Origin of the sequence: Oxalicibacterium flavum, from assembly GCF_014635065.1 — a bacterium.
Classification (GTDB): domain Bacteria; phylum Pseudomonadota; class Gammaproteobacteria; order Burkholderiales; family Burkholderiaceae_D; genus Oxalicibacterium; species Oxalicibacterium flavum.
The window spans coordinates 135,764-149,552 of the sequence record NZ_BMCG01000004.1 but is presented as its reverse complement, the minus strand read 5'-3'; the positions used below and the strand labels follow the sequence as shown (position 1 = coordinate 149,552).

9 protein-coding genes and 1 pseudogene are annotated in these 13,789 nt (G+C 66.2%); 6 read left to right on the top strand and 4 right to left on the bottom strand.

Features of this window, described 5'->3' with window-relative positions; genetic code table 11:
- The first annotated feature begins 221 nt into the window (after positions 1-221).
- The 6 genes and pseudogenes from IEV38_RS11065 (at position 222) to IEV38_RS11045 (ending at position 9,212) form a co-directional block, all read left to right on the top strand.
- The gene (locus IEV38_RS11065; RefSeq protein ID WP_188396276.1) at positions 222-560 is read left to right on the top strand and encodes a CzcE family metal-binding protein; all 339 of its coding nucleotides are present in this window, start codon (positions 222-224) and stop codon (positions 558-560) included.
- 258 nt (positions 561-818) lie between these two features.
- Positions 819-2,147: a PQQ-dependent sugar dehydrogenase gene (locus tag IEV38_RS11060; protein WP_188396275.1), complete on the top strand. Its 1,329-nt coding sequence runs from the start codon at positions 819-821 to the stop codon at positions 2,145-2,147.
- Positions 2,148-2,392: 245 nt separating this feature from the next.
- Positions 2,393-3,076, top strand: coding sequence for a response regulator (locus IEV38_RS11055; protein WP_188396274.1), 684 nt, complete (start codon positions 2,393-2,395; stop codon positions 3,074-3,076).
- Positions 3,073-4,938 carry a sensor histidine kinase gene (locus IEV38_RS11050; protein ID WP_188396273.1) on the top strand — a complete coding sequence of 622 codons (1,866 nt, stop codon included), beginning with the start codon at positions 3,073-3,075 and terminating at the stop codon, positions 4,936-4,938. Before IEV38_RS11055 ends, IEV38_RS11050 begins: the two co-directional genes overlap by 4 nt.
- A gap of 203 nt (positions 4,939-5,141) precedes the next feature.
- Positions 5,142-5,249: pseudogene (locus IEV38_RS15470) on the top strand (ESPR domain-containing protein); the annotation flags it as partial.
- A gap of 108 nt (positions 5,250-5,357) precedes the next feature.
- On the top strand, positions 5,358-9,212 hold the full coding sequence (locus tag IEV38_RS11045) for an autotransporter domain-containing protein (RefSeq protein ID WP_229728990.1): 3,855 nt from the start codon (positions 5,358-5,360) through the stop codon (positions 9,210-9,212).
- A 51-nt stretch (positions 9,213-9,263) separates the two neighbouring features.
- Here the strand turns inward: IEV38_RS11045 and IEV38_RS11040 are convergent, their stop codons facing one another.
- The 4 genes from IEV38_RS11040 to IEV38_RS11025 are packed head-to-tail and all read right to left on the bottom strand — an operon-like array spanning position 9,264 to position 13,642.
- On the bottom strand, positions 9,264-9,620 hold the full coding sequence (locus IEV38_RS11040; protein WP_188396271.1) for a hypothetical protein: 357 nt from the start codon (positions 9,618-9,620) through the stop codon (positions 9,264-9,266).
- 10 nt (positions 9,621-9,630) lie between these two features.
- A complete protein-coding gene (gene ctaD / locus IEV38_RS11035) occupies positions 9,631-12,171 on the bottom strand; it encodes a cytochrome c oxidase subunit I (protein WP_188396480.1) in 2,541 nt (846 codons plus the stop codon).
- Positions 12,172-12,212: 41 nt separating this feature from the next.
- On the bottom strand, positions 12,213-13,238 hold the full coding sequence (gene coxB / locus IEV38_RS11030) for a cytochrome c oxidase subunit II (protein WP_188396270.1): 1,026 nt from the start codon (positions 13,236-13,238) through the stop codon (positions 12,213-12,215).
- Complete coding sequence (locus tag IEV38_RS11025; protein ID WP_188396269.1) at positions 13,235-13,642, bottom strand: c-type cytochrome; 408 nt, start codon at positions 13,640-13,642, stop codon at positions 13,235-13,237. The genes coxB and IEV38_RS11025 overlap by 4 nt, the downstream gene beginning before the upstream one ends.
- Between the last annotated feature and the right edge of the window lie 147 nt (positions 13,643-13,789).

The following is a 13,789-nucleotide window of genomic DNA, read 5'->3' as shown; positions in this document are numbered from 1 at the left end:
ATTCGGTACAGATCGGTACAAATCGGTACGACGGCAGGTGCAATCGCAACGCGGCGATGACACAACAACCACATTGCCGAAAGGTGTAATGTAATGGATCGATGGCGATCGCGCTCGGATGCCCGCCGCGCAAATGCACACCGACACAGGCTGGAACGCGTGGCCGGATTGGCGTTCCAACGGCTATCGCCGTCTTTTTTCACAAGCAATACGGAGCCGCCATGCGCCCTTCCTCCCTTGCCGCCATCGCCGCGCTCGTCGCCGTGGTCACGCTTGCCGCTGGCTGTGCCGGACCGCCGCGCGTCGAACTCTACGGCAGCCCGGCGCCGTCCGCAGCCGCCCAACGCACCATCGTCATCACGCCCGAGACGCGCTGGGTCAACGTCGAAGGCGGTGAGGTCGTCAACTTCGTGGTCGGCGACAGGATGTTCGCCTGGGATTTCTACGTCGGCTTCACCGTTACCCACTTCGACCTGAACCTGGTGGCGCCGCCCGGCGTGCTGCAGCAGCGCGTGACGGCCTACGTGTCGCCCGATCCACGCTATCGCGGTTTTGATTGAGGCAGCAAGCACTTAGAGCGGCTAACAAAACCCAGCGAACCACAGGTTCGCGGTCGAGACGAGGCGCGAAACCGCAGACAGTACAAAAGTACGACAAGGTGAAGCAACGACGTATCGAGGATTTTGTTAGCCGCTCTTAATTCCTACACGATAAAGCGGAGTTGTCTGGCAATCGTCTGACGGCGATGACTTTATATTGGCAATCTTCCAACACGACACCGTATCCCCTTCACGGCGTCCCTCGACCGTCGAGAAACCATGTCCGTACCTCATCGCCCGTCGCTTGCCCTGCTGGCCATTGCGCCACTTGCCTTCAGCCTCACTGCCTGCGGCGACACTTCCAGGATCGAAGCCAGGGCCGACGAAGGCCCGCAGCCGCAGCTGGTCGAACCGAAGAAATCCCTGATCCCGACGCTGAACATCGCGCCCGCCAGGGGCTGGGCCGAAGGCGGCAAGCCGGTCGCCGCGGCCGGCCTCGAAGTCCACGCCTTCGCTACCGGCCTCGATCATCCGCGCTGGGTCCACACGCTGCCCAACGGCGACGTGCTGGTGGTCGAATCCAACGGCCCCAAGCGCGCAGCGGGACTGAATCCGCGCAAGATCGTGCAGAACATGGTGATGAAGCGCGCCGGCTCGGCCACCGAGAGCGCCAACCGCATCACGCTGCTGCGCGACGTTGACGGCGACGGCGAGGCTGAAACCCGCAGCGAATTCCTGACCGGCCTCAACTCGCCGTTCGGCGTGGCGCTGATCGGCAACGACCTCTACGTCGCCAACACCGACGCCGTGCTGCGCTTCCCCTACACCACCGGCCAGATGCGCATCACGGTACCGGGCCAGAAGCTGGCCGCCCTGCCGGCCGGCGAGGTCAACCACCACTGGACCAAGAACATCATCGCCAGCGAGGACGGCACGAAAATCTATGCGACCACCGGCTCCAATTCCAACGTGGCAGAGAACGGCATGGAGAATGAAGTCAACCGCGCTGCCATCCTCGAGATCGACGTCGCCAGCGGCGCCACGCGCGTGTTCGCCTCCGGCCTGCGCAATCCCAACGGCATGGCCTGGCAGCCGCAGAGCAGGCAGCTGTGGACCGTGGTCAACGAGCGCGACGAGCTCGGCAGCGACCTCGTGCCCGACTACCTGACCTCGGTGCAGGACGGCGGCTTTTACGGCTGGCCCTACAGCTGGTTCGGCCAGCACATCGACGACCGCGTGGACCCGCAGAATCCCGAGCTCGTCGCCCGGGCCATCGTGCCCGACTATGCGCTCGGCGCGCACACCGCCTCGCTGGGCCTGATGTTCTACACGGCCGACCTGCTGCCGCAATACAGGAACGGCGCCATCATCGGCCAGCACGGCTCGTGGAACCGCAAGCCGCACAGCGGCTACAAGGTCGTCTATGTTCCGTTCGAAAACGGCAAGCCGTCCGGCCCCTCGCAGGACGTGCTGACCGGCTTCCTCAGCGAGGATGGCGAAGCCTACGGCCGCCCGGTCGGCGTGACGGCCGATGGCAAGGGCGCGCTGCTGGTGGCGGACGACGTCGGCAATGTGATCTGGCGCGTGAAGGCGGCGGGCACGAAGTAATCGGAACCCTGATCCGATCCGGCCGCCGCTTTCCTGTGGCGGCATGGCTTGCACGCAAGGGGAATGCGCAGTCAGCGCGGATGACGAAGGCGACCACGCGGTCGCTTTTGTTTTTTGCCGGTGCTATGCTGCGCGCTGTGCTCGCAGCCTGCGTGGCCCCGGCCGTCCGAATACCAGTTTTCAGTGATGTTCAGTCGGCGCGCATTCGTCCACAGTACGGGCTGAACCGTTTGCACCCATTTCCCATGTCCGCTGAACCACTTTCCGCCGATCCCACCCTGCCGGCACCCGTCCTGCTGGTCGAGGACGAACCGCTGATCCATCGCCGTCTCAAGGCTTTGCTGCTGCAGTTGGGCTATACGGAAGACGCCTTGATTTCCGCCACCTCATTGAAGGAAGCGCGCGCCTGCCTCGCACACCAGCCCTTCGCGCTGATCCTGGTCGACCTCGGCCTTCCCGACGGCAACGGCATCGACCTGATCGGCGAGATTCATGCGGCCGACGCCAGCCTGCCGGTACTGGTGATCTCGGCCTGGTGCACCGAGGATGCCATTCTCGCCGCGCTGCGTGCCGGCGCCACCGGCTATGTCCTCAAGGAACGCGACGACATGGAGGTGGCCCTCTCCATTCGCAGCGTGCTGCGCGGCGGCGCGCCCATCGATCCCTTCGTCGCGCGCCGCATCATTGACGAATTGCGCCCCAAGACGGAACAGCCGGCCGCGATGCAACAGATCGACACGCTGAGCCCGCGTGAAAACGAAATCCTCGGGCTGGTGGCGCAAGGTCTCGGCAATCGCGAAATCGCCGAACGGCTCAATCTGTCGCGCTACACCGTCGAATGCCACATCAAGCATATCTATCGCAAGCTCGCCGTTTCCTCGCGCACGCGCGCCATTCACACCGCACGTTCGCGCGGCCTGCTGGAATGAAATGGCTGGCGGCACTGCTGTGGCTGGCACTGCTGCTCTGCACGCCGGCACGCGCGGCCGAACCCGCGACGGACGAAACCTGCACGGCACGAATACTCTCCATACAGACCACCAAGGCAGCGCCGGACGGCACGCTTGCGACCGATGCGCCATGGCAAACCGTCACCCTGCCCGACAACTGGACAACGCGCTGGCCCGATTACAGCGGCACGGCCTGGTACCGCATCGACTGGAAGCCGCAATGCGCACACGCGCAACTGGCGCTGGCGATCGAATCGATCGTCATGGCCGGTGAAGTCCATGTCAACGACAACCTGATCTGGCGCGACGCCAGCCTGAGCGAACCGCTGTCGCGCAGCTGGAACATGCCGCGCTACTGGCGGCTGCCGCAGGCCATGCTGCACGACGGTACCAACACACTGCTGTTTCGCGTGGTCGGCGTGGCCGGGCAATCGCCGGGGCTGGGCCCGGTGTACCTCGGAGAAGCGCATGCGCTCCAGCAGCAGCACGACGAGCGCTGGTGGCGCAACCGCACGCTGTTCACGAGCAACCTGACCATCTCCATGGTGCTGAGCGGCCTCTTCTTCTGCATCTGGCTCACCAACCGCAAACAGGGCGAATACGGCTGGTACGCGCTGATGTCGCTGTTCTGGGTACTGTTCGCCGCCAACATACTGGCCACCACGCCATGGCCGTTCGGCGATACCGTGACGGCGGCCAGGGCCAATGCCATGGCGCTCGTGCTGTACGTCGCCTGCTTCTGCGTATTCACCTGGCGCTTCGGCCGGCAATCCCTGCCGCGCATCGAAAAGGCGTTGTGGGCGGCTTCCGCCATCCTGCTCGTCTTCGTTGCCTGCATGCCGGCCGCGATGTTGCAGCAGACATTGGCAGTCGCCCATCTGGTTCCCGCCACCTTCTTCTTCATCAACTGCCTGCAGTTCCCCGTGCATGCGCTGCGCACGCGCCAGATCGAAAACCGGATCCTTGCCGTCGCCCTGCTGCTGTTCTTCGGCGTTGCGCTGCACGATCTGCTGCTGATGCTCCATGTGATCGGAGATGGCAAGGCATTGACGCCCGTCACCAGCATCGCCGCCATGCTCTGCATGTCGGGCGTGCTCGGTCTGCGGCATGCGCGCAACATGCGTCGCATCGAGCGCTTCAACGAGGAACTGGAACAGGGCATCGACCATGCCCGCAACGAACTGGAAGCGCGGCTCGCGCGCGAACACGAGCTGGTGCTGGCCAATACGCGCCTGCAGGAAAGGCTGCGGATCTCGCACGATCTGCACGACGGCCTGGGCGGTTCGCTGGTACGCATGATGGCCATGGTCGAACAGGCCGAGGCACCGCTGCAGAACCAGCAGTTCCTCTCGCTGCTCAAGCTGATTCGCGACGACCTGCGGCAGACCATCGACGCCGGTTCCAGCAACGGCGTCAAGGTGCCGGCCACGCCGACCGAATGGATCGCGCCATTGCGCCATCGCTTCATGCAGCTCTTCGACGATCGCGACACCGAGGTGAGCTGGACATTGCCGCCGCACTGGCGCACGCCGCCCAACGCACTGCAATGCCTGGCGCTGACACGCCTTGCCGAGGAAGCCCTGATCAACATCGTCAAGCACAGCCGTGCGCGGCATGTGCAACTGCGCATGTGGCAGCCGGCAGACGATCTGCTGGTGCTGGAAATCGAGGACGATGGCGTCGGTTTCGACGTCGATGCCGTGCGCCACGCCGGCATCAGCGTCGGCATGCGCAGCATGCATGCGCGCATCGCAGCCGTCGGCGGCCGGCTCGATGTGCAATCCGTTCCCGGCCGTACCGTGCTGACCGCCACCTTGCGGCTGGCTCCTGCATCGCCCTAGCCGCCCCTTTCTGCACGCCAGCCGGCGCATTTCCCGCAAAAACATCACCGATTACCAGTTTTCAGTGATGTTCAAGAATCCATGCGCCCTGTCTAATTTTACCTTTCAGCAACAGCCATCCCGGTCTCCAGTGCGCTCACGCCATCCGGACAATCGTTCGAGAGCGAGCCGGCAGAATGGCGACATCTTTAAGGTAACGACACATGAATCGCATCTATCGCGTGATATTCAACGCCGTCACACGCAGCTGGCAGGCGGTCAGCGAAATGACACGCGGCAAGAGCAAAAGCAGCCAATCTACGCGTCACAGGCATAGGTGCGCCATCAAGAAATCGGATGGCAACTTCTGCATCGAGGATAGGTTGGCGCCAAGAAATTGGCGCCGCACCCGTTCAATCCTGATCGTTTCATTGTGCAGCGTGCCTTTTGCACAGGCGCTGGCCGGTACGGTGGCGGTCGGCGACGTGACCCCCTCGATGAACTGGAACGGCGCCAATGATCTGGTCGTCGGCAATGCCGCGTTCGGTTCGCTGTTGATCGAGTCCCCGGCGACGATCGTGCGCAGCGCCAACGGCTGGCTGGGGGCGACGCCGAACGGCGAGGGCACGGTGACGGTATCGGGCCCGGGCGCGTCCTGGGTGGTCAACGGCCGCCTGGTCGTCGGCGCCAACGGCAGCGGCACGCTGACGATCGCCAATCAAGGCATGGTCTCGGTGGGCGCCAATGGCCTGGGGAGTGTCGAGCTGGCCAGCAATCGCGACGCGGTCGGCGTCATCAACATCGGCAGCGCGCCCGGCAGCGCGGCCGCCGATGCCGTCGGCATCCTGGACGCAGCGGAGGTGCGCTTTGGCGCGGGCAGCGGCACGCTGAACTTCAATTCGACGGGAGCCCTGGCCTTCGCGCCCGCCCTGAACGGCGGCCAGGGTGGGCAACACCAGCTCAATCATTACGCCGGCATCACGGCGTTGCAGGGCGACAGTTCGCGCTTCGACGGCGATACCACCGTCACGGGCGGATCCCTGCAGATCGCCAACAAGCTGGGCACCGCGCAAGGCCGGATCGATGCCGGCGCGGCGCCTGGCGCCTCGGCCCGGGTCAACGTGAACAACGCCGGCTCGACCTGGGCCCTGACCGGCAACCTGTTCGTTGGCGGCAGCGGGCTTGGCGACCTGAGCATCTTCTATCAAGGCACGGTCTCGAACCAGTTCGCCACGGTCGATGCGCAGCGGAACGGCGCGGCGACCGTCACGGTTTCGGACTTGGGGGCGCTCTGGAACAATCGCGCGGCGCTGCTGGTCGGCTCGGAGGGCGGCAGGGGCGCCGTGTCGGTCCTGGCGGGCGGGTATGTCGCCAGCGTCGATGGCGTCGTCGGGCGCAATCAGAACGGCAACGGCAATTTCCTGGTGTCGGGGCACGGGTCGACCTGGGCCAATGCCGGCGAGCTCAGGGTGGGCGACGTATCCGGCCAGGGCACCCTGAGCATCGAGTCGGGCGGCACCGTCTCGAACCGCGACAGCTATGTGGGCAGCATGAGCGGCAACGGCAATGTCGTGGTGCGCGGCGCCGGTTCCACCTGGAACAACAGCGGCGCGATGATCCTGGGCTTCGGCGTGGGAACGGGCGCCGGCGCCCTGACGATCGGGCAAGGCGGCGCCGTCAACGTCGGCGCGTCCGGCACGGGGATCGTGTCGCTGGCGCTGGACCGGTTCCTGATCTTTCCCACCAGCGGCACCCTCAACATCGGCGCGGCGCCAGGGCAGCCGGCCGCAGGCGCGGGCACGCTCAACGCCGGCGCGGTGCAGTTCGGCGCGGGCATTGCCACGCTGAACTTCAACCATACCGATACCGCCTACCGGTTCGCGACACGGTTGCAGAGCACGGGCAGCGGCGCGCACAGCCTGAACCAGGTTGCCGGCACCACGTTCCTGACGGGCGCCAACGGCGCCTTCCTGGGCAAGACCACGGTGTCGGGCGGCAAACTGGTGGTACTGGGGCAACTGGGCGGGTCGGCCGAAGTGACAGGCGGGACGCTGCAGTATGGCGATGGCGCCTCTGGCGCGGCCAGCAGGCTGGCCGGCGACCTGAAGGTGTCGGGCGCCGGCAGCACGCTGGCGGTGCAGGGGCCGGCGACACTGGGAACGACGGGCGATATCGGCATGGCCGACCACACCGTTCTCGACCTCGCGGCGGGCGCGAACGGCGCGCCGCTGCGCGCAGACACGGTGACGCTCGGGAACGACGTGACCTTCCGGCTTGGCGGAATTCACAGCGCCAGCCCGGACGAGGTCGTGCTGATCGACACCAGCACCGCTATCAACGGCGATTTTGCCACGGTGAGTGTTGGCGGTTTCACCGGTTCGGTGGACTACCTGACTGTCAACACGCGCAAATCCGCCGATAACCGCCAATACCTGGCCAGCTACGACCTGAGCTGGACTGCCGGCAACAACCTGGCACACGGCATGTTTACCCTCGTGGATGCCTCGGAAAATTTTGATGTCGGCATATCGCTTTCCGATCAGATCGCCAATGCCACGACAGGATGGGACGGCAAGACGCTGACCAAGGCCGGGGCCGGCACGCTGATCTTGAGCGGCAACAACAGCTACACGGGCACCACCACCATCGATGCCGGCACGCTTGCCGTCAACGGTTCCATCGCTTCCTCCAATGTTCTCGTCAATAGCGGCGGTACATTGGGCGGCTCCGGTACCGTCGGCGCCGTCTCGGTCGCCAGCGGCGGCACGCTGGCTCCCGGCAACTCGATCGGTACCCTGACGGTAAACGGCAACCTGAACTTCGCCAGCGGTTCGACCTATCGCGTCGAGACGGATGCCGCCGGCAACAGCGACAAGGTGATCGTCAACGGCACCGCCACCCTGGCCGGCAACGTGGCGGCAGTGACAGCCAACGGCAACTATGCCGCCGATACCACCTACACCATTCTCCAGGCCAATGCCCTGGCAGGGCAGTTCGACGGTGTCTCTTCCTCGCTGGCGTTCCTCGATCCCTCCCTGTCGCAGGATGCCAATCACGTCTATCTGACACTTGCGCGCAACGACGTCGCCTATACCGATGTTGCAAGTACGCGGAACCAGCGCAGCGTGGCCGCAGCGCTGCAGAACGTGTCGGCCCCCAGCGCCGAGATGAGCACGGTCATCAACGCCGTCAACAATCTCTCGGCCGATCAGGCACGTGCAGCGTACGACAGCATCGGCGGCGCCGGCCTGACCGGCATGCAGCGCTCGGGTGTCGGCTTCAGCAACAATTTCAGTAACCAGTTGATGAGCCGCCTGCAGACCGTCGGCATGAGCAGGACCGCGCAGTCGATCAACGGCATGCAGCTGGCGGCCAGCGATCGCATCAACGATCTGATGCCGGCGCTGGCGCAGAACACGGTGTCGGATGCGTCGCCGTCGGCATTCTCGCTGGGCGGCGGCATGCCGGTGGACGCGGGCAGGCGCGGCTTCTGGCTGCGCGGTTTCGGTTCGGACCAGGACACCTCAGGTGACGGCAACGCGGCCGGGTCACGGGTGCAGGGAGTCGGCATCAGCGCCGGTTTCGATGCGCGCGTGCGCGACAATCTGGTGGTCGGTGTGGCGTTCAGCCATAGCGATGCCGACGTGCGCGCGAGCTTTGCCGAGACCGGCGAGACGCGCAGCAGCGCCGTGGCTGTCTATGCGAGCCATGCGAATGGTCCGTGGACCGTCAACGGCAACCTGATGCTGGCACACAATGCGAACGAGATGGACAGGAACATCACGGTCGGCACGCTGGTCCGCACCGCGCATGCGCGGTTCGACAGCAAGACCGTCTCGGCCTACGGCGAGGTCGGCTACGACCTGCCGCAGGCGAGCTGGACGCTGCAGCCGCTGGCAGGTCTGGCCGTTCTGCACAACCGCAACGACGGTTTCACGGAAACCGGTGCCGGCGCGCTGAACATCCGGGCCGATGCGCAGAGCGTCACCTCGACGCGTACCCTGCTCGGCGCGCGCGCACTGTTGGACTTCGATGGCATCAGCGTGCAGCCACGCGCGATCTGGGCGCATGAGTTCGGCGATGTGAACAAGGGAATGACGGCGCAGTTCCAGGGCGCACCGGCCGCATCCTTCACGACCTACGGCGTCGATCTGCCGCGCGACAGCCTGATCGCCGGCATCACCGTGGCCGGGCGCGCCGGCAATGGCCTGTCGCTGTTCGCAGATGTGCAGGGCGAGTTCAACAGCCGCCAGACCGGACTCGCGCTGCTGGTCGGACTGCGCAAGAACTGGTGACGGGCACCGTCTGTCCACACCACAAGGGACGCCGCGGCGTCCCTTGTTCATTCATGCCACGCAGTTCGTCATCATGAAGATCGGCAAGGCGCCCCACACCGTGCCGATCAAACCCAGCAGCGCGATGCCGACACGCGCAAAAGCCATCAGGCTGCGCGGTGCGGCGCACAAACGAGCGATGGCGCGTGCCAGCATGGCCAGCAGGATCAGCAAGGTCAGCCCCGTGGTGCCGGCCAGTACCACGACGATCGCCGGGTGGCCGGCCCATGTGGTATTGGCGAGCGCGGTGTCGCAGGCCACCGCCGCGTAGGCATAGATGCCGAACAGCCACAGCGCCCACAGGATCAGCGGCGCGCCGGCATCGAGCAGCGAGGACAGAAAGCGGTCGTGGTGGCTGATCGATTCCATGGCGGCGGCCTCACAGTTCCATCAGGCGCGGCAGCATGTGGATGGCGAAGGCCGCCACGCAGCCCTGCAGCGTCACGTAGTGCCAGATCAGCGCGATGTTGTCGAGCGTGCCGCGGCTCGAGGGACCCAGCCGGCCGGCCCACGACCGCGCGAGCAGGTAGGCGGCCAGCAGCACCAGCACCGCCATGTGGAAACCCTGCCACGCGAGCATGACCGCGACCGCCGCGCTCCATGCCTGCGCGGTCGGGTCGAGCCCGGCCAGCAGATGGCTGCCGAGGTCGGCGGCGTAGGCGGCGCAGGCCAGCAGCAGCGCGGCCAGCACCGCCGTGCGCAGCCATGGCTGGAAGGCGTGCAGCGCATTCGCTTGCAATTGCAGCGAACGCCGGCGCATGATCTCGAACAGCAGCGAGCCGACGACCAGCTGGCCGCCGGCCAGCAGCGGCCAGCTGCCGGCCGGCAGCGCCGCACCCGGCGGCGGGCAGACCTGCAGCAGCATCGAGATGTGGATGTAGGCGAACATCATGGCAGCGAAGATCGTCGCATCGACGATCAGCATGATGACGGTGGCCCACCACGAATGCGAGGCGGTGCCGATCGCGCCGACCGGCAGCCAGATGCGGTCGGCCACCTGCACCTGCTCGGCCACCGGCCGCCCGTCAACCTGCCACAGCCAGCGCATGATGGCGGCGATCGCGATGATGCCGCCGATGAAGGCCGGCACCACCCATTCCACCGTCAGCAGCAGGAAGAAGGCGGCGGTGCCGGCCGCCGCCAGCAGCGGCAGCCAGCTGTCGCCGGGCAGCACCTGCACGTGGGTCGGCAATGCGCGCACGGGACTGGTGATCAGGGTCTCGCGCCCGCCGGTCGTCGCCCCGGGCAGCCAGTGCCGGCCTTCCTCGACTTCCCGCGACAGATCGGGGTTGTCCCACAGCGGATCGCGCGAGTGCACCTGCGGAATGCTGCGCGACGAATAGTCTTCCGACGACAGCCATTCCATGGTCGAGGCGCGCCACGGATTGTCGTTCTGCCGCGCCGGCCTGCCGATCAGGCGGAACACGTCTGCGAAGAACAGCGCCACGCCGACCGCCAGCACCAGCGCGCCGATCGACGACAGCATGTTCCAGAAATCCCAGCCCATCTCGGCGCTGTAGGTATAGACGCGGCGCGGCATGCCGAGCAGGCCGGCGATGTGCATCGGGAAGAAAGCGAGGTTGAAGCCGACGAACATCAGTCCGCAAACCCACTTGCCGAGCCGCTCCGACAGCGTGTTGCCGTTGATCAGCGGCATCCAGTAATAGAGCCCGGCAAACATCGGGAACACCATGCCGCCGATCAGCACGTAGTGCAGATGCGCGACGATGAAGTAGGTGTCGTGCACCTGCCAGTCGAACGGCAGCACCGCCACCATCACGCCGGTCAGGCCGCCCAGCACGAAGATGAACATGAAGCCGAGCAGGAAGTACATCGGCGTCGAGCGTCTGACCTTGCCGCGCCACAGCGTGGCGATCCACGCGAAGACCTGGATCGCGGTCGGGATCGCGACCGCCATGCTGGCGGCCGAGACGAAGTTGAGTTCCATCGCGCCAAGACCGGCGGTGAACATGTGGTGCGCCCACAGACCAAAGCTCAGCACGCCGACGCCGATCAGCGCGACCACGATGGTGCGGTAACCGACCAGCCCGGTCTGCGCGATGGTCGGGATCATGGTCGAGACCATGCCGGCTGCCGGCAGGAAGATGATATAGACCTCGGGATGGCCGAAGAACCAGAACAGGTGCTGCCACAGCACCGGGTCGCCGCCGCGCGCGGCGATGAAGAACGGCCAGTCGAAGGCGCGCTCGAGTTCGAGCAGGATGGTGCCGGCGATGATGGCCGGGAACGCGAACACGATCATCAGCGCCACCACCAGCATCGACCACACGTAGATCGGCATGCGCGAGAGCGTCATGCCGGGCGCGCGCGTGAAGAGGATGCCGATGATGATCTCGATCGCGCCCGCAATCGCCGAGATTTCGATGAAGCCGATGCCGAGCAGCCAGAAGTCGGCATTGACGCCGGGCGAGAATTCCTTGCTCGTCAGCGGCGGATACATGAACCAGCCGCCGTCCGGCGCGAGACCCACGAACAGCGTGCAGAAGAAGGCCAGTCCGCCGATCGCATAGGCCCAGTACGCATAGGCCGACAGGCGCGGAAACGGCAGGTCGCGCGCGCCCAGCATGCCCGGCAGCAGATAGACCGCGATCGCCTCCACGATCGGGATCGCGAACAGGAACATCATCACGGTGCCGTGCATGGTGAAGATCTGGTTGTAGGTGCCGGCGGCGATCAGTTCGCTGTCGGGCACCGCGAGCTGCGCGCGGATCAGGAGACCGAGGATGCCGGCCAGCACGAAGAACAGCAGCGCGGTGCAGATGTAGAGCAGGCCGATGTTGACGTTGTTGACCGAGCTGAAGAAACGCAGGCCGCGCGGCGTTTCCCACACCGCGCGCAGTTTCTCGAGCTCACCCGGCGGACGCGGCAGCGAACTCGGCAGCGGTGCGCCCGGCTGCATCGCCGCCTCGATCTCCTGGCGCGTGGTGTCGATGGGGCCGCTCATTGCAGATGCTCCAGGTAGGCGGTCAGCGCATCGAGCCGCTCGTCGTCGAGGTGTTCGAAGGACGGCATGCGCGCGCCGTGCTTGAAACGCTGCGTCTGGCCGATCCAGTCGCGCATGGATTCGCCCTCGTTGCGCAGCGTGCCGGCGCCAAGGTAGAGACGGCTGCCGACGTGGGTCAGGTCGGGCGCGAGTTCGAGCCCGCCGACCAGGTTTTCTTCCGCCATGCCGCGCACCGTGTGGCAGGCGCTGCAGCGCTGTTCGAGAAAGATGCGCCGGCCGCGCTCGGTCAGCGCATCGTTTGGCGTGTTGGCGGGACGCGCCTGATTGGCGAGCCAGGCGTCGAACACCTGCGCTTCCTCGACCACCACGTGCAACGCCATGCGCGCATGCTGCTCGCCGCAGTATTCGGCGCACTGGCCACGATAGACGCCAGGTTTATCGGTATTGATGCGCAACCGCGTCAGGCGGCCCGGCAGCATATCGACCTTGCCGGCCAGCGCCGGCACCCAGAAGCTGTGGATCACGTCGCCGCTGGACAGCGCCAGATAGACGGGCTTGCCGGCCGGCACGCGGATTTCGTTGGCGAGCGTGACGTCGCGCCCGCTGTGCGGATCACGGTAGCGCACTTCCCACCACCACATGCGTGCCGTGACCGAGACCACCAGTGCATCGTGCGAGACCGGCTCCAGCAGGTGCTGGCTGCGCGAGATGCTGTAGGCCAGCAGCGCCGACAGCACCGCGACCGGAAATGCGACGCCGGCGCCCAGCAGCCACACCGCCGGCCGCACCTTGCGCCGGCCGTCGCGCAGGCTCATCGCCAGCAGCACCATCACGCCGACGAAGATGACGGTCGCGCCGATGAACAGCAACCACGCGATCTCGGCGATCACGGCCGCATCGCCGCCACCCGGATGCAGCACCGACTGCAGCTGCTCGCCGCTGCAGCCGCCGAGCAGCAACGCCCCGGCCGGCGTCGCACGACGCCGCACGGTGCGCAGGAATGCCGGCAGGCGCCGCCTCATTGCAGCGACTTCAGGTAGGCCGCCATGTCGCGCGCATCGTCGGGCGTGACGCCCATGCTCGGCATGGCGGTGTTGGCGATCAGGCTGTGCGGCGAGACGATCCATTTCGCCAGAAGCTCCTCGGTGTTAGGGATCTTGCCGGCGATGTAGCTGCGGCGGCCGAACTGGGCCAGCAGCGGTCCGGCATTGCCGCGCGCCAGCGGCACGCCCGGAATCGTGTGGCAGGCGCCGCACTGGTAACGGTTGATCAGCAGGCGGCCGCGCTCGACGCTGCCGCCATCGGCCGGCTCCGCCGCGCCGCTGTCGCGCGCGCTGCCGGCCAGCACGGCCAGCACGGCCAGCAGCATCACGGGAGCCAGCGTGCAATGACGTATCCAGGTTGTCGCAGCCCGAGGTGCGTGCATGAGGTTCCTTGCGATGGCGTGGCGGCGGCATCCGGCGCGGCACTTGCCGTCCGGGGAGGAACCGGCGACGACGAGCGGCCGGGCGCCGTCGTCCTTACCGGTGAACAACCCTGATTGTCGAAGCAGGCATGCGGCCGGCGCGGTGCG